The following is a 19,944-nucleotide window of genomic DNA, read 5'->3' as shown; positions in this document are numbered from 1 at the left end:
GGTTCCGTGCGGTACATATTTACCGCACCGTTCGACAAGCCTGCCTATAACCTGTGCCGACGGTTTAAACTGCGCCTTTGCGACCCTATATGTCGCATTGCCGTAAACCCGGGAAAAACCGGGGTTTGCGCTATAAGAAGTTGTCGCTTGGCGGCAAGGCCGGGCTGAAAACTGTCCTTACAATCCCCCCATCGCTCGCCAGTTTCAGGCGAGTGTTCCTCATCAGGAGACTCCGATGTCCGTTGAGCACGCTGCGGTACAACGCGCCGATTTCGACCAGGTAATGGTTCCCAACTACGCGCCTGCCGCTTTCATCCCTGTGCGTGGCGCCGGTTCCCGCGTCTGGGACCAGTCTGGCCGCGAGCTGATCGACTTCGCCGGCGGGATTGCCGTTAACGTATTGGGCCATGCGCACCCGGCGCTGGTGAGTGCCTTGACCGAGCAGGCGAACAAGCTGTGGCACGTGTCCAACGTGTTCACCAATGAGCCGGCCTTGCGCCTGGCCCATAAGCTGATCGACGCTACTTTTGCCGAGCGCGCGTTCTTCTGCAACTCCGGCGCCGAAGCCAACGAGGCCGCCTTCAAGCTGGCCCGTCGCGTCGGTTTCGATCGTTTCGGCAGCGAGAAGTACGAAATCATCGCCGCGCTCAACAGCTTCCACGGCCGTACCCTGTTCACCGTGAACGTCGGTGGTCAGTCGAAGTATTCCGATGGCTTCGGTCCGAAGATCACCGGTATCACCCACGTGCCGTTCAACGATCTGGCCGCGCTCAAAGCCGCCATTTCCGACAAGACGTGCGCTGTGGTTCTGGAGCCGATCCAGGGCGAGAGCGGCGTGATCCCGGCTGAACTCGAGTACCTGCAAGGCGCCCGTGAACTGTGCACCGCGCACAATGCGCTGCTGATTTTCGACGAAGTGCAAACCGGCATGGGCCGCAGCGGCAAGCTGTTCGCCTACCAGCATTACGGCGTGACGCCGGACATCCTGACCAGCGCCAAGAGCCTGGGCGGTGGTTTCCCGATCGCCGCAATGCTGACCACCGAAGACCTGGCCAAACATCTGGTCGTCGGCACTCACGGCACCACCTACGGCGGTAACCCGCTGGCGTGCGCTGTCGCTGAAGCCGTGATCGACGTGGTTAATACCCCTGAAGTGCTGGCTGGCGTCAACGCCAAGCACGACAAGTTCAAGGCCCGCCTGGAACAGATCGGCGAGAAGTACGGCCTGTTCACCCAGGTCCGTGGTATGGGCCTGTTGATCGGTTGCGTGCTGAACGATGCCTGGAAAGGCAAGGCCAAGGACATCTTCAACGCCGCTGAAAAAGAAGGCCTGATGATTCTGCAAGCCGGCCCGGACGTGGTTCGTTTCGCGCCAAGCCTGGTGGTTGAAGACGCCGATATCGATGCCGGTCTGGATCGTTTCGAGCGCGCCGCGGCGAAACTGACTCAAGCCTGATTCATGCAGTGCTCCTCAGCGCCTATCGTTATAGATAGGCGCTGAGACAATTTTCCTGTGCCGGGCCTGCCCGGCATTTTTTTCCCCGAGTTGGCGCAATTCGCCAACCTGAAGTTAAGTAAGGAGTGACACCATGCTGGTGATGCGCCCCGCGCAAATGGCTGATCTGGGCGAGGTACAGCGTCTGGCTGCGGACAGCCCGATTGGTGTCACTTCCTTGCCGGATGACGTTGAACGCCTGAGCGACAAGATCGCGGCAAGCGAAGCCTCGTTCGCCGCCGAAGTCAGCTTCAATGGTGAAGAGAGCTATTTCTTCGTCCTCGAAGACACCGCCACCGGCAAACTGGTGGGCTGCTCGGCCATCGTTGCGTCGGCCGGTTATTCCGAGCCGTTCTACAGCTTCCGTAATGAAACCTTTGTGCACGCCTCTCGCGAGCTGAAGATTCATAACAAGATTCACGTCCTCTCCCAGTGCCACGACCTGACCGGCAACAGTTTGCTGACCAGTTTCTACGTGCTGCCGGAGCTGGTGGGTTCGGCCTGGTCGGAACTCAACTCCCGTGGTCGCTTGCTGTTCGTGGCCAGCCATCCAGAGCGTTTTGCCGATTCTGTGGTGACCGAGATCGTCGGTTATAGCGATGAAAATGGTGATTCGCCATTCTGGGATGCCATCGGTCGTAATTTCTTCGACCTCAACTACGCCGCTGCCGAGCGTCTGTGCGGTCTGAAGAGCCGGACGTTCCTGGCCGAGCTGATGCCGCATTACCCGATCTATGTGCCGCTGCTGCCGGATTCCGCTCAAGAGGCGATGGGTCAAGTGCACCCACGGGCGCAGATCACCTTCGACATCCTGATGCGCGAAGGCTTCGAGACCGATCACTACATCGATATTTTCGACGGCGGGCCGACCCTGCACGCTCGTGTCTCGGGGATCCGTTCGATCGCCCAGAGCCGAGTAGTCCCGGTGAAAATCGGCGAGCCGGTCAAAGGCGCCGGTCGTCAGTACCTGGTGGCCAACGCCCAGTTGCAGGATTACCGCGCCGTTTTGCTTGAGCTCGATTACGCGCCGGGCAAACCCGTGACCCTGGATCTTGAAGCGGCCGAAGCCCTGGGCGTCGGTGAAGGTGCCAGCGTGCGCCTGGTGGCGGTTTAACGCCTGCTGCTACGCCTGGAAAGATTGCTTGGAAAGAATGCCTAAAAAGCAGCGAGTTTCACGGGTGGCGCAAGCGGCCCGTTTGAGGAGATAGCATGATCGTTCGTCCCGTACGCAGCAGCGATTTACCCGCTCTGATCGACCTGGCCCGCAGCACCGGCACGGGCCTGACCACCTTGCCGGCCAACGAAGAACGTCTGGCCCATCGGGTCGGCTGGGCCGAGAAGACCTTCCGCGGCGAAGCCGGGCGGGGCGATGCGGACTACCTGTTCGTACTCGAAGATGATGACGGCCGCGTGGTGGGTATTTCCGCCATCGCCGGTGCCGTCGGTCTGCGTGAGCCTTGGTACAACTTCCGGGTTGGCTTGACCGTCAGCGCTTCGCAAGAGTTGAACATCTACCGCGAAATCCCGACGCTGTTCCTGGCCAACGACCTGACCGGTAACTCCGAGCTGTGCTCGCTGTTCCTGCACGCCGACTACCGCACTGGCCTCAACGGTCGCATGCTGGCCAAGGCGCGGATGCTGTTCATCGCCGAGTTCCCGCAACTGTTCGGCAACAAGATCATCGCCGAGATGCGCGGTATGTCCGACGAAGCGGGGCGTTCGCCGTTCTGGGAAAGCCTGGGGCGTCATTTCTTCAAGATGGAATTCAGCCAGGCCGACTACCTGACCGGCGTGGGCAACAAGGCGTTCATCGCCGAACTGATGCCGAAATTCCCGTTGTACACCTGCTTCCTGTCGGAAGATGCACGCAACGTGATCGGCCAGGTTCATCCGGACACCGAGCCTGCGTTGGCCATGCTCAAAAGTGAAGGCTTCAGCTATCAAGGCTACGTCGACATCTTCGACGCCGGTCCTGCTGTTGAGTGTGAAACCGGCAAGATCCGCGCAGTGCGCGACAGCCAGGCGCTGGTGTTGGCCATCGGCACGCCGGGTGACGACGCCACTCCGTTCCTGATTCATAACCGCAAGCGCGAAGACTGCCGGATCACTGCTGCTCCTGCACGTTTCGCCGCCGGTACGCTGGTGGTCGATCCGCTGACCGCCAAACGTCTTCAACTTAACGCCGGCGATCAAGTGCGCGCCGTTCCGTTGTCCGCTGCCAGGGAGTCGAAATAATGAATTCGCTATACATTGCAGGTGAATGGCTGGCCGGCCAGGGTGAAGCCTTTCAGTCGCTGAACCCGGTAACCCAACAAGTGCTGTGGGCCGGCGAAGGCGCTACCACTGCTCAGGTTGAATCGGCCGTGCAAGCCGCGCGCCAGGCATTCCCGAGCTGGGCCCGACGTACCCTGGAAGAGCGCATCACAGTGCTGGAAGCCTTTGCCGCCGCGCTGAAGAACAATGCTGAAGAACTGGCTCGCACCATCGGTGAGGAAACCGGCAAACCTTTGTGGGAAGCGGCGACCGAAGTCACCAGCATGGTCAACAAGATTGCGATCTCGGTGCAGAGCTACCGCGAACGTACCGGTGAGAAGAGCGGCCCGTTGGGCGACGCCACCGCCGTGTTGCGCCACAAGCCACACGGTGTGGTCGCTGTGTTCGGGCCTTACAACTTCCCTGGTCACTTGCCGAACGGTCACATCGTGCCGGCGCTGCTGGCCGGTAATAGCGTGCTGTTCAAACCCAGCGAGCTGACGCCGAAAGTCGCCGAGCTGACGGTCAAGTGCTGGATCGAAGCCGGTCTGCCAGCAGGCGTGTTGAACCTGCTGCAAGGCGCTCGCGAGACCGGTATCGCCTTGGCGGCGAACCCGGGCATCGACGGTTTGTTCTTCACCGGCTCCAGCCGCACCGGCAATCACCTGCATCAACAGTTTGCCGGTCGTCCGGACAAGATCCTCGCGCTGGAAATGGGCGGTAACAACCCGCTGGTCGTTGATCAGGTCGCAGACCTCGATGCTGCCGTTTACACCATCATCCAGTCGGCGTTCATTTCTGCCGGTCAGCGTTGCACCTGTGCCCGCCGCTTGCTGGTGCCGCAGGGCGCCTGGGGCGACACACTGCTGGCGCGTCTGGTGGCGGTCAGCCGTACGATTGAAGTCGGCGCGTTTGATCAGCAACCGGCACCGTTCATGGGCTCGGTGATTTCTCTCGGCGCTGCGAAAGCACTGATGGATGCGCAAGAGCATCTGCTGGGCAACGGCGCAGTAGCATTGCTGGAAATGACTCAGCCACAAGCTCAAGCTGCCTTGCTGACCCCGGGCATTCTGGACGTCACGGCAGTGGCTGATCGCCCTGACGAAGAGCTGTTCGGCCCGCTGCTGCAAGTGATCCGCTACGCTGACTTTGAGGCGGCGATCGCTGAAGCCAACGACACCGACTATGGCCTGGCGGCCGGTCTGCTGTCGGATTCCGAAGCACGTTATCAGCAGTTCTGGCTGGAAAGCCGTGCGGGCATCGTCAACTGGAACAAACAGCTGACCGGTGCAGCGAGCAGCGCGCCATTCGGCGGTGTCGGCGCTTCGGGCAACCACCGCGCCAGCGCCTACTACGCGGCAGATTACTGCGCGTACCCGGTTGCTTCGCTGGAAACACCGAGCCTGACCTTGCCAGCGACCCTGACGCCCGGCTTGAAGATGGCGTGACGCCCATTAGCGAGCAAGCCCGCTCCCACAGGGAAATGCATTCCAATGTGGGAGCGGCGGTGCGACGATTCGACTTGCTCGCGAAGGCCGCGCCTCGGTCTCAAAGAATAGTTACTGATGCCTATAACAACAGATTCTCGTGGAGCCTCGCTGATGAAATCCTATGAAGTCAATTTTGACGGTCTAGTGGGGCCGACCCATAACTACGGCGGTTTGTCCTACGGCAACGTCGCGTCCCAGAGCAACAGCCAGCAGTCTTCGAACCCGAAGGAAGCCGCACTGCAAGGCCTGGCGAAAATGAAATCGCTGATGGAAATGGGCTTTCAACAGGGTGTGCTCGCACCACAGGAACGCCCGGACGTGGCAGCCCTGCGTCGTTTGGGTTTCAGCGGCACCGACGCTCAGGTGATCGAGCAGGCGGCCAAAGATGCGATGCCGCTGCTGGTCGCCAGTTGCTCGGCGTCGAGCATGTGGGTGGCCAACGCCGCCACTGTCAGCCCGAGTGCCGACACCGCGGATGGCCGTGTGCATTTCACCGCGGCTAACCTGAACTGCAAATATCACCGCAGCATCGAACACCCGACTACCAGCCGTGTGCTGGGGGCGATGTTCGCTGACCAGAAGCACTTCGCTCACCACGCCGCATTGCCGGCCGTCGCGCAGTTCGGTGACGAAGGCGCAGCCAACCACACCCGTTTCTGCCGTGAATACGGCGAAGCGGGCGTCGAGTTCTTCGTGTTCGGTCGCAGCGCGTTCGACACCCGTTACCCGGCACCGCAGAAATACCCGGCCCGCCAGACCCTCGAAGCCTCCCAGGCGGTTGCCCGTCTGCACGGCTTGAGCGATGACGGCGTGGTCTACGCTCAGCAGAACCCTTCGGTGATCGATCAGGGCGTGTTCCACAACGATGTGATCGCGGTGGGTAATGGCGAAGTTTTGTTCTATCACGAGGACGCGTTCCTCGACACCGAGCAGATGCTGGCCGAATTGCAGAGCAAACTCGCCAAAGTCGGTGGGAAATTTCAGTCGATCTGCGTACCGCGTTCCGCGGTAACCGTGGAAGACGCCGTTCGTTCCTACCTGTTCAATAGCCAACTGCTGTCGCGTCCTGACGGCTCGATGCTGTTGATCGTGCCGGAAGAATGCCGTGGCAACGAGCGTGTCTGGCAGTATCTGCAAGGTTTGACCAGCTCCGGCGGCCTGATCCGCGAAGTGAAAGTGTTCGATTTGAAGCAGAGCATGCAGAACGGCGGTGGCCCAGCTTGCCTGCGACTGCGCGTCGCGCTCAACGAAACCGAACTGGCGGCTGTCAACCCAGGGGTTATCATGACGGCACCGTTGTACGGCACGCTGACCGAATGGGTCGACAAGCACTACCGCGACCGCATGACCGAAAACGATCTCGCGGACCCGCAATTGCTGCTTGAGTGCCGGACGGCACTGGATGAACTGACGCAAATCCTTAAACTGGGCGCGGTTTATCCATTCCAGATCAATTGAACGTCGAGAGCGTAAAAAACATGAGCGATACCCTGCAGCTGATCCTTGAAGACACCGACGGCACGCAACTGGAAACGTCCTGCACCCGCGTCGCGGTCATGTGGCAAGGCAAAGAGCTGTGGATTCAGCAGGACGGCCGCGGCCAATTGCTGATCGGCGTGGACGTCGAAGAAGGTGACGCTGAATACGCAAACCTGCTGCTGCGCCCATTGGCGACTAATCTGGTAAGTCTGCAACTGGAAATGGAACCGGCTGAAGTCGGTGACGAAGACCACGTGCACGGCCCGGATTGCGCACACGACCACTAAGGAAACCGCTCTATGCTCGCCCTCGGCAAACTGCTTGAACTGACCCTCGCCGGCCGCGAACCGGCGGAGAAGACTCAACTGACTGTCGAAGGCGTGCGCATGCGCTGGTTGAGCGAAGGTGCGCTGGAAGTCCGGCCACCTGAAGCCCGCGACAACGGCCTGGACCTGCTGCTATCGGCTGGCATTCACGGCAACGAAACAGCGCCGATCGAGTTGCTTGATCGCCTGTTGCATGACATCGCCCGCGGCGACTTGAAGCCGCGTACACGTATTCTGTTTCTGTTCGGTAACCCGGAAGCGATTCGCAAAGGCGAGCGTTTCATCGAGCAGGACGTCAATCGGCTGTTTAACGGCCGTCACGAACAAAGCAGCGGCTCCGAAGCCCTGCGCGCGTGTGAACTGGAGCGGCTGGCGGCGAGTTTCTTCAGCCTGCCGGATCGCAACCGTCTGCACTATGACCTGCACACCGCGATTCGCGGTTCGAAAATCGAGCAGTTCGCGCTGTATCCCTGGAAAGAAGGCCGTCAGCATTCACGCCTGGAACTGGCGCGCCTGCGCGCTGCCGGCATGGAAGCGGTGCTGCTTCAAAACAAGCCGTCCATCGTTTTCAGCTCCTATACCTACGACAAGCTCGGTGCCGAGTCCTTTACCCTCGAGTTGGGTAAGGCGCGGCCATTCGGGCAGAACGATGGGGTCAACGTCGATCTGCTGGAAACTCGCCTCAAACAGATTATCGAAGGCAACGAGCCGGCCCAGACCGAAGAGGCGCTGGACGGTTTGCAGCTGTTTAGCGTGGCGCGAGAAATTATCAAGCACAGCGATAGCTTCCGCTTGAACCTGCCAGCGGACATCGAGAACTTTTCGGAGTTGGAGGTGGGTTACCTGCTGGCCGAAGACATCGCCCAGACCCGGTGGATCATTGAGGAGGAAGGTGCCCGGATCATCTTCCCGAACCCCAAGGTCAAGAACGGCCTGCGTGCCGGCATCCTGATTGTGCCGACTACCGACGATAACCTCGCCTGAATCCAACACATAACCAATGTGGGAGCGGGCTTGCTCGCGAAAGCGGTGTATCAGTCACCATAAGTATCGACTGACACACCGCCTTCGCGAGCAAGCCCGCTCCCACACGTTCGGTGTTTAGACGGCTACCGCACGAGGCTCGCTACGACGCAGCGCACGCATCTTGTGCAGCGTATCCGCGCACGTCTTCGCCGCTTCCTGGCCTTTATGCACGAAATGCTCGAAGAAGAACTTCTGATGTTCTTCACCTGCATGGAAGTGGTGCGGGGTCAAAACCACTGAGAACACCGGCACTTCGGTTTCCAGCTGAACCTGCATCAGCCCGCTGATCACCGACTGGGCGACGAATTCGTGGCGGTAGATCCCGCCGTCGACCACCAGTCCCGCCGCGACAATGCCGGCATAACGACCGGACTTGGCCAGCAGCTTGGCGTGCAGCGGAATTTCAAAGGCGCCGCCGACTTCAAAGAAATCGATTTCCGATTCCTGATAACCCTGAGCAATCATTTCGGCCACAAAGCCTTTACGGCTCTGATCGACGATTTCCTTGTGCCAGCAGGCCTGGATGAACGCAACGCGCTCGCCCTGATGGTTTTTGCTTTTGCTATCGATTGCGGTGGGTTGCATGTTCTGACTCCTGTTTATGTAAAAAACAGGGCATATGAATCGAATGGGATTTAAGGGTACGCACGCTCGCACGAATGCCTGCGGACGGCCCTTTGGCGCCAATCCCGTTCTCTCTTCATCCGGACTATGACCGTCGGCCCCGGGATCACACCGGGTCTGCTGACCTTGCCGCCATCACAGCCATTGCCGTGCCTGTCACCAAGCGCTCGCGGGCTATGCGCATTGCGCGCAATTACCGCCGGTGGGGAGTTGCACCCCGCCCTGAGAACGTTTTGCCGCCAGATTGTTTGGCGGCGAAGCGTTTTTAACACATATTTCTCACCTGTGCATTGCTGCTATTTGATGATTGCTATCGACTTTTTCGTCGGTTCAGGAAGCCTTTTCCTACCCAAGGGTTGATTATTCGTCTGCATGACCGCAGTAATTCCTGACTGAAAGGGATTTTCCCTGCTTACCGAGGCCAGATTCATGAGCGTTATTGATCTTCGCAGCGACACCGTCACCCAACCGACCGCAGGGATGCTCGACGCGATGGCCAGCGCGGCCACAGGTGACGACGTCTACGGCGAAGATCCAACGGTCAATCGTCTGGAAGCCGAACTTGCAAAACGGTTGGGTTTTGCTGCGGCGCTGTTTGTTCCGACGGGCACCATGAGCAATCTGCTGGGCTTGATGGCCCACTGCGAGCGCGGTGACGAATACATCGTCGGCCAGCAGGCTCACACCTATAAGTACGAAGGTGGCGGCGCGGCCGTGCTCGGTTCTATCCAGCCTCAACCGCTGGAAGTGCAGGCCGACGGCTCGCTGGACCTGGCGCACGTCGCGGCGGCGATCAAACCGGATGACTTCCACTTCGCCCGCACTCGTTTGCTGGCGCTGGAAAACACCATGCAGGGCAAGGTTTTGCCGCTGGAGTATCTGGCGCGGGCTCGAAGCTTTACCCGAGAACATGGGTTGCAGCTGCACCTGGACGGTGCGCGGCTGTACAACGCGGCGGTCAAATTGGGTGTCGATGCCCGGGAAATTACTCAGCACTTTGATTCCGTTTCAGTTTGCCTGTCCAAAGGCCTGGGCGCGCCGATCGGTTCGGTGTTGTGCGGCTCGGTCGAATTGATCGCCAAGGCGCGACGCCTGCGCAAGATGGTCGGCGGCGGCATGCGCCAGGCCGGGATTCTGGCGGCAGCAGGTTTGTACGCGCTGGATAACAATGTTCAGCGTCTGGCTGATGACCATGCCAATGCGCAGTTGCTGGCCGAAGGCTTGCGAGCGGCGGGTTACGAGGTCGAGCCGGTGCAGACCAACATGGTTTACGTGCAGATGGGCGACAAGGCCGAGGCCATCAAGGCGTTTGCCGCCGAACGCGGGATCAAGCTGAGCGCTGCCGGACGTCTGCGCATGGTCACGCACATGGGCGTCAGTCGCGCTCAAATCGAGCAGGTCGTCGCGACATTCGTCGAGTTTTCGCGCAACTGATAGCGTTAGCGGTCCAATTGACCGTTTCTATCGTATAAACACGCTGTACCCCGCGCGCAGGGCCGATATAATGCGGCCCTTTGCCGTCGCTTCGTCTGTTGACGTTTCGCACAGGCCTTTGGCCGCAGCCTCCGTGGAAGAACCTAATGAAAAGCGCAGAAATCCGTGAAGCCTTCCTTCGCTTCTTCGAAGAGCAAGGCCACACCCGTGTAGCCTCCAGCTCTTTGATTCCGGGCAACGACCCAACCCTGCTGTTCACTAACGCGGGGATGAACCAGTTCAAGGACTGTTTCCTGGGCCAGGAAAAGCGCGCGTACACCCGCGCGGTCAGCAGCCAGAAATGCGTGCGCGCCGGCGGCAAGCACAACGACCTGGAAAACGTCGGTTATACCGCCCGTCACCACACCTTCTTCGAAATGCTGGGTAACTTCAGCTTCGGTGATTATTTCAAGCGTGACGCCATCACCTACGCCTGGAACTTCCTGACGTCCGACAAGTGGCTGAACCTGCCGAAAGAAAAGCTCTGGGTCACCGTCTACGCCAGCGATGACGAGGCCTACGACATCTGGACCAAGGAAATCGGCGTTCCGGCCGAACGCATGGTTCGTATCGGTGACAACAAAGGCGCGCCGTACGCTTCTGACAACTTCTGGACCATGGGCGATACCGGCCCGTGCGGTCCTTGCACCGAGATTTTCTACGATCACGGCGCCGATATCTGGGGCGGCCCGCCGGGCTCGCCGGAAGAAGATGGCGACCGTTACATTGAAATCTGGAACAACGTGTTCATGCAGTTCAACCGCACCGCCGATGGCGTGTTGCACCCGCTGCCAGCGCCGTCGGTCGATACCGGTATGGGCCTGGAGCGGATCAGTGCGGTGCTGCAGCACGTTCACTCGAACTATGAAATCGACCTGTTCCAGAGCCTGCTGATTGCATCGGCCAAGGCCATCGGCTGCACCAACGACGCTCAGGCTTCCTTGAAAGTCGTCGCCGACCACATTCGTTCGTGCGGTTTCCTGATTGCCGACGGTGTGCTGCCATCCAACGAAGGTCGCGGCTACGTGCTGCGCCGGATCATTCGTCGCGCCTGCCGTCACGGTAACAAACTGGGCGCCAAGGGCAGTTTCTTCTACCAGATCGTTGCGGCCCTGGTCGCCGAGATGGGCGAAGCCTTCCCTGAGCTGAAATCCCAGCAAGCGCACATCGAGCGCGTACTGAAAGCTGAAGAAGAGCAGTTCGCCAAGACCCTGGAGCAGGGCCTGAAAATCCTCGAGCAGGATCTGGCCGAACTCAAAGGCGACGTGGTGCCGGGCGACGTAGTGTTCAAGCTCTACGACACCTACGGTTTCCCGATGGACCTGACCGGCGACATCGCTCGCGAACGTAGCCTGACTATCGACGAAGAAGGCTTCGAGCGCGAAATGGAAGCCCAGCGCGTCCGTGCCCGTTCCGCCAGCTCCTTCGGCATGGACTACAACAGCCTGGTCAAGGTTGATGTGGCCACCGAATTCACCGGCTATGAAGCGACTAAAGGTTCGGCGAAAGTCGTTGGTCTCTATAAAGATGGCCAGTCGGTCGACGTACTCAGCGAAGGCGAAGAGGGTGTGGTCGTACTGAACCAGACGCCGTTCTACGCTGAATCCGGCGGTCAGATCGGCGACTGCGGCTATCTGCAAGTCGGCAGCAGCCGTTTCGATGTGCGCGACACCACCAAAACCGGTGGCGCCTTCTTGCATCACGGCGTGCTGGCGTCGGGCAGCCTGACCATCGGCGCGCCGGTAGAAACTCATGTTGATGCTGAAGTGCGTCACGCGACTTCGTTGAACCACTCGGCGACTCACTTGCTGCACGCCGCATTGCGCCAGGTGCTGGGCGACCATGTTCAGCAGAAAGGTTCGTTGGTCGACAGTCAGCGTCTGCGCTTTGACTTCAGCCACTTCGAAGCCATCAAACCTGAGCAATTGAAGGCGCTGGAAGACATCGTCAACGCCGAGATTCGCAAGAACTCCGAAGTTGAAACCGAAGAAACCGATATCGAAACCGCCAAGCAGAAGGGCGCCATGGCGCTGTTCGGCGAAAAATACGGCGACAGCGTGCGCGTACTGAGCATGGGCGGTGATTTCTCCGTCGAACTGTGCGGCGGTATCCACGTTAACCGTACCGGCGACATCGGCCTGTTGAAGATTATCAGCGAAGGCGGTGTGGCTTCCGGCGTGCGTCGTATCGAAGCGGTCACTGGCGCCGCGGCGCTGGCATACTTGAACGCTGCTGAAGAACAACTCAAGGAAGCGGCCAACCTGGTCAAGGGTAGCCGCGACAACCTGATCGACAAGCTGTCGGCTGTGCTGGAGCGCAACCGTCTGCTGGAGAAGCAACTCGAGCAGTTGCAGGCCAAGGCTGCCAGCGCGGCGGGCGACGATTTGTCGGCTTCTGCCCTGGATGTCAAAGGCGTGAAAGTGCTGGCCGTGCGTCTGGACGGTCAGGATGGCAAGGCGCTGCTGGCGCTGGTCGATCAACTGAAAAACAAACTCGGCCGCGCAGTGATCCTGCTCGGCAGTGTCCATGAGGAAAAGGTCGTTCTGGTTGCAGGCGTAACCAAAGACCTGACTGGCCAACTCAAAGCCGGTGATTTGATGAAGCAAGCCGCTGCGGCAGTGGGCGGGAAGGGCGGTGGTCGTCCAGACATGGCGCAAGGCGGTGGTACTGACGCTGGCGCACTGGATGCGGCACTGGCCCTGACTGTTCCATTTGTAGAGCAGGGTTTATAAGGCAGTGTGTCCGGCCCGCGGTCTAGTGGCGGGCCCGAACGCTGTTTGAGTGATTATTTGGGCGCCCTTCATGGGCAGAGGCGGCTTTGAAATGGCTTTGATCGTACAGAAATTTGGAGGCACCTCGGTCGGCACTGTCGAGAGAATCGAACAGGTCGCCGACAAGGTTAAGAAATTCCGCGAAGCCGGCGATGACCTGGTGGTTGTGCTGTCTGCAATGAGCGGCGAAACCAACCGTCTGATCGATCTGGCCAAGCAAATCAGTGGCGACGGCCAACCGGTTCCACGTGAGCTGGATGTGATCGTCTCCACCGGCGAGCAGGTAACGATTGCGCTGTTGGCCATGGCGCTGATCAAGCGCGGCGTGCCAGCGGTGTCTTACACAGGCAGTCAGGTACGGATTCTGACGGACAGCGCTCACAATAAAGCGCGTATCTTGCAGATTGATGAACAGAAGATTCGGGGTGACCTGAAGGCCGGTCGTGTGGTCGTTGTCGCTGGTTTCCAGGGCGTCGACGAGCACGGCAACATCACCACCCTCGGTCGTGGCGGTTCCGACACCACCGGCGTGGCGCTGGCGGCAGCCTTGAAGGCTGACGAATGCCAGATCTACACCGACGTCGACGGCGTCTACACCACCGACCCGCGTGTGGTGTCCGTGGCTCAGCGCCTGGACAAGATTACCTTCGAAGAGATGCTGGAAATGGCCAGCCTCGGTTCCAAGGTGTTGCAGATCCGTGCGGTGGAATTCGCCGGCAAGTACAACGTTCCGCTGCGCGTACTGCACAGCTTCAAGGAGGGTCCGGGCACCCTCATTACTATTGATGAAGAGGAAACCATGGAACAGCCGATCATTTCCGGCATCGCTTTCAACCGCGATGAAGCCAAGCTGACCATCCGTGGCGTGCCAGACACCCCGGGCGTTGCATTCAAGATTCTCGGCCCGATCAGCGCCGCGAACATCGAAGTCGACATGATCGTGCAGAACGTTGCGCACGATAACACCACCGACTTCACCTTCACCGTGCATCGCAATGACTTCCAGGCCGCGCAAACCGTGCTGGAAAACACCGCTCGCGAGATCGGTGCCCGTGAAGTCGTTGGCGACATCAAGATTGCCAAGGTGTCGATCGTCGGTGTCGGCATGCGCTCCCACGCAGGCGTGGCCAGCCGCATGTTCGAATCCCTGGCCAAGGAAAGCATCAACATCCAGATGATCTCGACCTCGGAAATCAAAGTCTCCGTAGTGATCGAAGAGAAGTACCTGGAACTGGCTGTGCGCGCTCTGCACACGGCTTTCGAACTGGACGCACCGGCCCGACAGGGCGAGTGATGCGTTAACCGAAGGGCGCGGTCTGACCGCGCCCTTTTGTTTTTTGAATGGTGCGACCCGAAGCTGTTCTTTTGCTCGCGCTAGTCAATACTCAGGCATGTAGGGCTGCGATCGTTCAGGTTGTAGGTCGAGTGCCTTTTTTTTGCAGACTGTTGTCCCTGAAATGAAATGCGTGAGGAGAAAGGTATGCTGATTCTGACTCGTCGGTGCGCAGAAAGCCTGATTATTGGTGATGGCGAAATCACCGTGACCGTGCTCGGCGTCAAAGGAAATCAAGTGCGTATCGGTGTCAACGCCCCGAAAGAGGTTGCGGTCCACCGTGAGGAAATTTACCTGCGTATAAAGAAAGAGAAGGACGAAGAACCAAGCCATTAATTTTTATCGTTTTTTATGTTTGCAAACGGGGAAGAAGCTGGTTAATATACGCCCCGTGTTGCGGAGAGCTGGCCGAGTGGCCGAAGGCGCTCCCCTGCTAAGGGAGTACACCTCAAAAGGGTGTCGGGGGTTCGAATCCCCCGTTCTCCGCCATTATTTGCGTAGTACGTTGTAATCTAGCTTCTTCGGTAAGTGTTTGAAATTACTAGAAAAAGTGTTTGACATAGAGATTAGACGGCCTATAATGCGCGGCAACAAATGCACTCGTAGCTCAGCTGGATAGAGTACTCGGCTACGAACCGAGCGGTCACAGGTTCGAATCCTGTCGAGTGCACCATTTAAGAGTCATCTGCAGTAATGTGAATGACTTGGCTTCAACCAGTTGTGATCTGGTATAAAAACACAAATGCACTCGTAGCTCAGCTGGATAGAGTACTCGGCTACGAACCGAGCGGTCACAGGTTCGAATCCTGTCGAGTGCACCAAACAACAAAAAGCCCGCGTTTAACGCGGGCTTTTTGCCGTCTGGGATTTGGCTTTTCCTTTGGTGCATCCTCTCTCATCGAACTCGACGTGTGCGCTGCGACCTCGCTGGGTGTCGTAGCGGTAGCTCGTGGCCGAATTGCGAATACTGATCTTGTCTGGCTTGCCGAGGGCGCTCTCGACATCCTGCTGGCTCATGCCGGCAACTATCCGCTGATTGATGATCGCTTCTCGGCGTTCTTTGGCGCTGATGAGGTTTCCACATTTGTCCTCGGTCTTGCCAACGACGGTCGGATCTCTCCTTTTGATTTTCATACCTGATGTTTCGCGATTCTCGGCTTCCGGCATGAGAGCGGTCACGCTGCCCGGTGTGAAGGCGCGGACATCCTGCAGCGAAAGGCTGTCTCCGGCCGTACAGCTCAGCGTAGTGAAGGTAATGCGCCCGTTGGCCGCCTCGCAACGGTGAACGGTCGTGGCAAGCGCCCAGGGCGACGGGCAGAGCAGGGTGATTAACAAAAAACAATGTGCATTCGATGGCATCAAACGTCCTCCATGACGGTCTATCTCAAGGGTAGTCGTTACATTTTTCGGCAGTGGTGTGTTTTCTTTTCAGGATGAGTCGTCGCAGGTTTATGGATCAGGGCGGTGCTCAGGTTTGTCTTGCAAGCGCTTGTTTCAACCGCGATTTTTTAACGTTTAAAACCGTCGGGCGGTGTATCATTGCGCCCGTCAGCCCCGCCGGGGCTTGTGGAATACCTCCATGGACTTACCCAGTAGTTACTCAGTACCCCGTTTTTCCAATCATGAATTGACTGATTGATCCTTCCGGCGTGCCCCGCTGCTGGGAGTGGAGTTCGCCTATGTCTGAAGTTGAAGTAAAGAAAACGCAGGAAAGCTTGCAAGACCGCCTCGCTCAAGTTGTTGAGCTGCTGCAGCGTCAGCGGGTGGTCGAAGACCTGACTCACCGCCAGGAAGGTCCGCATCACGACCGGGTCGAGAATCTGGTTCACCGGCAAAATCTCGTCGAGTTGCAACGCAAGCTCGATGATCTGCACTCCGCCGACGTCGCCTACATCCTTGAAGCCTTGCCGCTGGGCGATCGTCTGACGCTCTGGCAGTTGGTCAAGGCCGATCGCGATGGCGACATTCTGCTCGAAGTATCCGATTCAGTTCGTGAAACGCTGATCGCCGACATGGACGATCACGAGCTCCTGGCTGCGGCCAAGGACATGGATGCCGATGAACTTGCTGACCTGGCCTCCGAGCTGCCGCGAGACGTCGTCCACGAGCTGATGGAAACCCTCGATGGTCAGCAGCGTGAGCGCGTCCGCTCTGCGTTGTCTTACGACGAGGAGCAGGTCGGTGCGTTGATGGACTTCGAGATGGTGACGATCCGTGAGGATGTCAGTCTCGAAGTGGTTTTGCGTTACCTGCGCCGCCTCAAGGAGCTGCCTGGTCACACGGACAAACTGTTCGTGGTCGATTACGACGGCGTGCTCAAGGGCGTGCTGCCAATCAAGCGTTTGCTGGTCAACGACCCGGAAAAACAGGTTTCTGAGGTCATGGCCAGCGACCCGGTGAGTTTTCACCCGGATGAAGACGCCTATGACGCTGCTCAGGCGTTCGAACGTTACGACTTGATCTCGGCGCCTGTGGTCGACAAGAACGGCAAGCTGATCGGCCGTCTGACCATCGATGAAATGGTCGACCTGATTCGTGAAGAGAGCGAAAACGAAGTTCTCAACATGGCGGGTCTGCGTGAAGAGGAAGATATTTTTGCGTCAGTCTGGAAATCCCTGCGTAACCGTTGGGCCTGGCTGGCAATTAACCTGATCACCGCGTTCATCGCATCCCGAGTGATCGGTCTTTTCGAAGGCTCCATCGAGAAATTGGTGGCGTTGGCGGCACTGATGCCGATCGTGGCGGGTATCGGTGGCAACTCGGGTAACCAGACGATCACCATGATCGTTCGGGCCATGGCGCTGGATCAGGTCAGCACCGGCAATACTTCGCGCCTGATGCGCAAGGAGTTGGCGGTAGGTCTGATCAATGGTCTGGTGTGGGGCGGTGTGATCGGCGTCGTCGCCTATCTGCTGTATGGCAGTTGGTCTCTGGGGGTGGTGATGACCGCTGCCATGACGCTCAACCTGTTGCTGGCGGCATTGGCGGGGGTGTTGATTCCCATGACCCTGGCGCGGCTTGGGCGCGATCCTGCGATGGGCGCCAGCGTGATGATCACCGCTATGACGGACAGCGGCGGGTTCTTCATCTTTCTCGGCTTGGCGACGATCTTCCTGCTCTGACGTACCGACATAAAAAACCCGCCAATCGGCGGGTTTTTTATGCCCGAATTTCAGGCAAAAAAAAGCCAGCGATTAAGCTGGCTTGAACTTTCGGATGAAATCAGGAAGCGTCTGCGGCCATTTCGGCATCATGTGCAATCAGCGAAACAAGAGCGTTCTGCTGACGGTGGGAGAGTTGGCGGAAGCGTTGCAGCAGTTCACGTTCGTGTAATGACAGCTCCGGGCTGTCCAGGCGCATGCTCAATTCTTCGCCAAGCGCGCCTTCCTGAATAAGGCTCTGTTCAAGGCGCGCGATGATTTCGGAGTTCATGCTGCGATGATGATTGCGAGCCACCTCGGCAATGCGTTCACGCATTCCGTCTGGCAGACGTACGACGAACTTGTCAGCCGTACGGCTGGAATAAATTGCCTGTTTCAATGGGCGCATATATTTAACCGGTTAGTTCAGGGGAGCGGTTCTCGGGATTGGCCGCAGGATGTCTGATAGGACAAGCGGTCTGGCCAAATGTTCAACCTGAATTGATAGAGGCTCGCATCATGCCTCAAAGTAGCCAGTTCATTGGCGTCAATTCTGTGACAAATATTGAACTGGATAAAGGCGTTATGCCAGCACCAATTATCAGAAATGCGGACTGGTTTGAAAAGCTTGCCCTAGTCCGTATTACTGACCGCATCCTCTTGCCCGGCAGGTGATGTCCCGGGACGCCTGAAGGCGCATGCTGTGCAGATTCGATCAGTGTTCCTTACTTGTACAGGATAGTGGCAATTGGCCGATTTACTAGGGGGAGACGTGCAGTGGGAGGTGATTTCAGGATGGATGGCAGGCTGATTTACTTGATGGGGCCTTCTGGGTCCGGCAAGGACAGCCTCATCGAAGCCGCGCGCGAGCCGTTGCAGACGCTCAATTGTGAAGTGGTGCGTCGGGTCATCACGCGTTCTGCCGAATCAGTGGGCGAGGACGCAATTGGCGTTTCCCGGGAAGAATTCGAGCAACACAGGGTCGAGGGCGATTTCGCGCTGTGCTGGAACGCCAATGGCCTGGATTACGGTATTCCGATCGAAATAGATCAATGGCTCAATGACGGTCGGCATGTCTTGGTCAATGGCTCTCGCGGCCATCTGGCTGAGGCGCTGCGCCGGTATCCAACGCTATTGCCGGTTCTGTTGACGGTCAAGGATGAAGTCCTGCGAGAGCGTCTGCTGCGCCGTGGTCGCGAGAGTTTTGCGGAGATTGAAGCAAGGCTGTATCGCAATGGGTTATTCACGGCAGAGGGGTCAAACGGACACGCGCAGATCCATCGACTCGACAATTCAGGTGAATTGTCCACCACAGTTGCCAATCTGCTGTACCTGTTGAGGATTAACGCAGTACCGGATCGAACTTGATCTTGCGCCCGGCAATCAGCGCCAGCACAAACAGCGCACCGAACACGCCGCTGGCGATCAAAGGCAGGGTGACGATCGTATCCTGGACCACTGACAGATGAAGAATGCCGCTCAGTAAGGCGAGGATGAAAAACCCTGCGGCTGATTTGGACATGCGGTGCTCCTGATGGGGTGATTCAAAATACCAAACGTTCTGAAGACTGAGCCGGCAGCAGAATGCCTTCCTGGCTCACCTCTTGGCTGACAAAGCTGCGCTTATCGCTCATTACCGCCAGTTGAGGCGCTCTTTGCACCTGAAGGTAATGAGGCATGCGTTGAGCAACCGGCTCAACACCGCGCTCGGGGACAAAATGAAAGCCCAACAGAATCGCCATAGCGCTCGCGATCGAGAGTAAAAGGGCGCTGTTCATGAGGCTTGCCTCCGTTGTTCTTCGAGAACAGCTGAAGCAGCCCGCATGCCAAGAGTCTAGCGGTAATTAAATCCTTTAAAAACAATGAATTAAGATATTTTGCCGAAGGGCCTGCATTGCATTTTGCAATGATGGCTTTTTGCGGTGATGCAATTTGCACGGTAAACAAAGCCACGCTCCTGCGAGGCGTCTGCCTACACTTAAAAAGCCCAACGGACGACATGACAAAAGCAGGCCTGCCCGTTAACATGCACGCCGTCGATCGCACCGTGTTTCTTTGTGGTCGATCTGTGTCTCAGTAGCTCAATTGGATAGAGCATCCCCCTCCTAAGGGGAAGGTTGGCAGTTCGAACCTGCCCTGGGACACCATATAATTCAATGCTTACAGCCTGATTCGTCTTTATCGAAAGAAGGCTGTGACAGCAGGGTGACAGCAACGGGCTTTGTAAATTGGCCGTTTGAAGTTCTCATCTGGCCGTTTTTACTGCTCTCAGTCATCGAGCCTTTGAGCGGGTCGCGCTCTGGGATGTTCGAACACTCATTCCCGTTCTTACAAATTCACTTCGTTGACACGACGCTTTGCCGTCACCTTGCCGTCTCAATTGCCTATCTAGGCTCACCCCCAGGAGTAATTCACTGCTCCCCATGCCCCTTCCGAGCTGCTAAGCCCGCGACTAAGCTGCGTCGCAGTGGACTTGTGCGGAGCCTGCCACCAGTGGAGTAAGGGCTTATCTTTGTAACACCTATCGGAAGCGT

18 protein-coding genes, 4 tRNA genes and 1 riboswitch are annotated in these 19,944 nt (G+C 58.1%); of the genes, 17 read left to right on the top strand and 5 right to left on the bottom strand.

From position 1 onward, the window contains the following. Positions 1–235 precede the first annotated feature (235 nt). The 7 genes from ACSQ87_RS24760 (at position 236) to astE (ending at position 8,027) form a co-directional block, all read left to right on the top strand. On the top strand, positions 236–1,456 hold the full coding sequence (locus tag ACSQ87_RS24760) for an aspartate aminotransferase family protein (protein ID WP_223432475.1): 1,221 nt from the start codon (positions 236–238) through the stop codon (positions 1,454–1,456). A gap of 133 nt (positions 1,457–1,589) precedes the next feature. Then, the gene (gene aruF, locus ACSQ87_RS24755; protein WP_008154316.1) at positions 1,590–2,609 is read left to right on the top strand and encodes an arginine/ornithine succinyltransferase subunit alpha; all 1,020 of its coding nucleotides are present in this window, start codon (positions 1,590–1,592) and stop codon (positions 2,607–2,609) included. Between the two features lie 95 nt (positions 2,610–2,704). Further along, positions 2,705–3,730 (top strand): arginine N-succinyltransferase, encoded by a 1,026-nt coding sequence (gene astA / locus ACSQ87_RS24750; protein ID WP_008154313.1) that lies wholly within the window; start codon positions 2,705–2,707, stop codon positions 3,728–3,730. Then, positions 3,727–5,196, top strand: a complete 1,470-nt coding sequence (gene astD, locus ACSQ87_RS24745) for a succinylglutamate-semialdehyde dehydrogenase (RefSeq protein WP_223432478.1) — start codon at positions 3,727–3,729, stop codon at positions 5,194–5,196. Before astA ends, astD begins: the two co-directional genes overlap by 4 nt. A gap of 153 nt (positions 5,197–5,349) precedes the next feature. Next, positions 5,350–6,696: an N-succinylarginine dihydrolase gene (astB, locus tag ACSQ87_RS24740; protein WP_033056736.1), complete on the top strand. Its 1,347-nt coding sequence runs from the start codon at positions 5,350–5,352 to the stop codon at positions 6,694–6,696. A gap of 20 nt (positions 6,697–6,716) precedes the next feature. Continuing rightward, positions 6,717–7,004 carry a hypothetical protein gene (locus ACSQ87_RS24735; RefSeq protein WP_033056735.1) on the top strand — a complete coding sequence of 96 codons (288 nt, stop codon included), beginning with the start codon at positions 6,717–6,719 and terminating at the stop codon, positions 7,002–7,004. Positions 7,005–7,016: 12 nt separating this feature from the next. Further along, positions 7,017–8,027, top strand: coding sequence for a succinylglutamate desuccinylase (astE, locus tag ACSQ87_RS24730; protein WP_436274578.1), 1,011 nt, complete (start codon positions 7,017–7,019; stop codon positions 8,025–8,027). A gap of 117 nt (positions 8,028–8,144) precedes the next feature. Here astE and ACSQ87_RS24725 read toward each other — a convergent pair whose 3' ends face one another. After that, the gene (locus ACSQ87_RS24725; RefSeq protein ID WP_007943897.1) at positions 8,145–8,654 is read right to left on the bottom strand and encodes a 6,7-dimethyl-8-ribityllumazine synthase; all 510 of its coding nucleotides are present in this window, start codon (positions 8,652–8,654) and stop codon (positions 8,145–8,147) included. A 102-nt stretch (positions 8,655–8,756) separates the two neighbouring features. Further along, positions 8,757–8,927: riboswitch (FMN riboswitch) on the bottom strand. Between the two features lie 195 nt (positions 8,928–9,122). Here ACSQ87_RS24725 and ltaE point away from each other — a divergent pair. From ltaE to ACSQ87_RS24690, 7 genes are all read left to right on the top strand, one after another. Next, the gene (ltaE, locus tag ACSQ87_RS24720; protein WP_436274577.1) at positions 9,123–10,127 is read left to right on the top strand and encodes a low-specificity L-threonine aldolase; all 1,005 of its coding nucleotides are present in this window, start codon (positions 9,123–9,125) and stop codon (positions 10,125–10,127) included. Between the two features lie 146 nt (positions 10,128–10,273). Further along, the gene (gene alaS, locus ACSQ87_RS24715; protein ID WP_436274576.1) at positions 10,274–12,898 is read left to right on the top strand and encodes an alanine--tRNA ligase; all 2,625 of its coding nucleotides are present in this window, start codon (positions 10,274–10,276) and stop codon (positions 12,896–12,898) included. Positions 12,899–12,989: 91 nt separating this feature from the next. Then, a complete protein-coding gene (locus ACSQ87_RS24710) occupies positions 12,990–14,231 on the top strand; it encodes an aspartate kinase (RefSeq protein WP_129437628.1) in 1,242 nt (413 codons plus the stop codon). A 186-nt stretch (positions 14,232–14,417) separates the two neighbouring features. Then, complete coding sequence (gene csrA, locus ACSQ87_RS24705) at positions 14,418–14,606, top strand: carbon storage regulator CsrA (protein WP_002554426.1); 189 nt, start codon at positions 14,418–14,420, stop codon at positions 14,604–14,606. Positions 14,607–14,668: 62 nt separating this feature from the next. Beyond that, a tRNA-Ser gene (locus ACSQ87_RS24700) sits at positions 14,669–14,759 on the top strand. Between the two features lie 107 nt (positions 14,760–14,866). Continuing rightward, a tRNA-Arg gene (locus tag ACSQ87_RS24695) sits at positions 14,867–14,943 on the top strand. A 71-nt stretch (positions 14,944–15,014) separates the two neighbouring features. Further along, a tRNA-Arg gene (locus ACSQ87_RS24690) sits at positions 15,015–15,091 on the top strand. A gap of 19 nt (positions 15,092–15,110) precedes the next feature. Here ACSQ87_RS24690 and ACSQ87_RS24685 read toward each other — a convergent pair. Continuing rightward, the gene (locus ACSQ87_RS24685; RefSeq protein WP_436274575.1) at positions 15,111–15,629 is read right to left on the bottom strand and encodes a cell envelope protein SmpA; all 519 of its coding nucleotides are present in this window, start codon (positions 15,627–15,629) and stop codon (positions 15,111–15,113) included. Positions 15,630–15,949: 320 nt separating this feature from the next. Between ACSQ87_RS24685 and mgtE the strand changes: the two genes are divergently transcribed. Then, entirely contained in the window at positions 15,950–17,392 is a 1,443-nt protein-coding gene (gene mgtE, locus ACSQ87_RS24680) for a magnesium transporter (protein ID WP_150657158.1), read from the top strand. Between the two features lie 100 nt (positions 17,393–17,492). On the opposite strand, the gene ACSQ87_RS24675 is transcribed toward mgtE, so the two are convergent. After that, positions 17,493–17,819, bottom strand: a complete 327-nt coding sequence (locus ACSQ87_RS24675) for an Arc family DNA-binding protein (protein WP_003178899.1) — start codon at positions 17,817–17,819, stop codon at positions 17,493–17,495. A 386-nt stretch (positions 17,820–18,205) separates the two neighbouring features. On the opposite strand from ACSQ87_RS24675, the gene phnN reads away from it, so the two are divergent. Beyond that, positions 18,206–18,778 carry a phosphonate metabolism protein/1,5-bisphosphokinase (PRPP-forming) PhnN gene (gene phnN, locus ACSQ87_RS24670; RefSeq protein WP_223432469.1) on the top strand — a complete coding sequence of 191 codons (573 nt, stop codon included), beginning with the start codon at positions 18,206–18,208 and terminating at the stop codon, positions 18,776–18,778. Here phnN and ACSQ87_RS24665 read toward each other — a convergent pair. Continuing rightward, on the bottom strand, positions 18,753–18,932 hold the full coding sequence (locus ACSQ87_RS24665; protein WP_223432468.1) for a PA3371 family protein: 180 nt from the start codon (positions 18,930–18,932) through the stop codon (positions 18,753–18,755). The genes phnN and ACSQ87_RS24665 overlap by 26 nt on opposite strands. Before the next feature lie 22 nt (positions 18,933–18,954). Continuing rightward, a complete protein-coding gene (locus tag ACSQ87_RS24660) occupies positions 18,955–19,188 on the bottom strand; it encodes a hypothetical protein (RefSeq protein WP_436274574.1) in 234 nt (77 codons plus the stop codon). A gap of 292 nt (positions 19,189–19,480) precedes the next feature. On the opposite strand from ACSQ87_RS24660, the gene ACSQ87_RS24655 reads away from it, so the two are divergent. Next, positions 19,481–19,557 (top strand) — tRNA-Arg (locus tag ACSQ87_RS24655). Positions 19,558–19,944 lie beyond the last annotated feature (387 nt).

The sequence above is a fragment of the Pseudomonas sp. LjRoot277 genome, assembly GCF_964253845.1.
In the GTDB taxonomy this organism is placed as follows: domain Bacteria; phylum Pseudomonadota; class Gammaproteobacteria; order Pseudomonadales; family Pseudomonadaceae; genus Aquipseudomonas.
The sequence above is the reverse complement of the archived record's forward strand: the minus strand, read 5'-3'. Positions and strand labels throughout refer to the sequence as shown.

What these genes read in the sequence shown, in the direction of transcription:
- ACSQ87_RS24760 (WP_223432475.1), top strand. Translation starts at nt 236, where the DNA reads ATGTCCGTTGAGCACGCTGCGGTACAACGCGCCGATTTCGACCAGGTA.
- aruF (WP_008154316.1), top strand. Translation starts at nt 1,590, where the DNA reads ATGCTGGTGATGCGCCCCGCGCAAATGGCTGATCTGGGCGAGGTACAG.
- astA (WP_008154313.1), top strand. Translation starts at nt 2,705, where the DNA reads ATGATCGTTCGTCCCGTACGCAGCAGCGATTTACCCGCTCTGATCGAC.
- astB (WP_033056736.1), top strand. Translation starts at nt 5,350, where the DNA reads ATGAAATCCTATGAAGTCAATTTTGACGGTCTAGTGGGGCCGACCCAT.
- ACSQ87_RS24735 (WP_033056735.1), top strand. Translation starts at nt 6,717, where the DNA reads ATGAGCGATACCCTGCAGCTGATCCTTGAAGACACCGACGGCACGCAA.
- astE (WP_436274578.1), top strand. Translation starts at nt 7,017, where the DNA reads ATGCTCGCCCTCGGCAAACTGCTTGAACTGACCCTCGCCGGCCGCGAA.
- ACSQ87_RS24725 (WP_007943897.1), bottom strand. Translation starts at nt 8,654, where the DNA reads ATGCAACCCACCGCAATCGATAGCAAAAGCAAAAACCATCAGGGCGAG.
- ltaE (WP_436274577.1), top strand. Translation starts at nt 9,123, where the DNA reads ATGAGCGTTATTGATCTTCGCAGCGACACCGTCACCCAACCGACCGCA.
- alaS (WP_436274576.1), top strand. Translation starts at nt 10,274, where the DNA reads ATGAAAAGCGCAGAAATCCGTGAAGCCTTCCTTCGCTTCTTCGAAGAG.
- ACSQ87_RS24710 (WP_129437628.1), top strand. Translation starts at nt 12,990, where the DNA reads ATGGCTTTGATCGTACAGAAATTTGGAGGCACCTCGGTCGGCACTGTC.
- csrA (WP_002554426.1), top strand. Translation starts at nt 14,418, where the DNA reads ATGCTGATTCTGACTCGTCGGTGCGCAGAAAGCCTGATTATTGGTGAT.
- ACSQ87_RS24685 (WP_436274575.1), bottom strand. Translation starts at nt 15,629, where the DNA reads ATGCCATCGAATGCACATTGTTTTTTGTTAATCACCCTGCTCTGCCCG.
- mgtE (WP_150657158.1), top strand. Translation starts at nt 15,950, where the DNA reads ATGTCTGAAGTTGAAGTAAAGAAAACGCAGGAAAGCTTGCAAGACCGC.
- ACSQ87_RS24675 (WP_003178899.1), bottom strand. Translation starts at nt 17,819, where the DNA reads ATGCGCCCATTGAAACAGGCAATTTATTCCAGCCGTACGGCTGACAAG.
- phnN (WP_223432469.1), top strand. Translation starts at nt 18,206, where the DNA reads ATGGATGGCAGGCTGATTTACTTGATGGGGCCTTCTGGGTCCGGCAAG.
- ACSQ87_RS24665 (WP_223432468.1), bottom strand. Translation starts at nt 18,932, where the DNA reads ATGTCCAAATCAGCCGCAGGGTTTTTCATCCTCGCCTTACTGAGCGGC.
- ACSQ87_RS24660 (WP_436274574.1), bottom strand. Translation starts at nt 19,188, where the DNA reads ATGAACAGCGCCCTTTTACTCTCGATCGCGAGCGCTATGGCGATTCTG.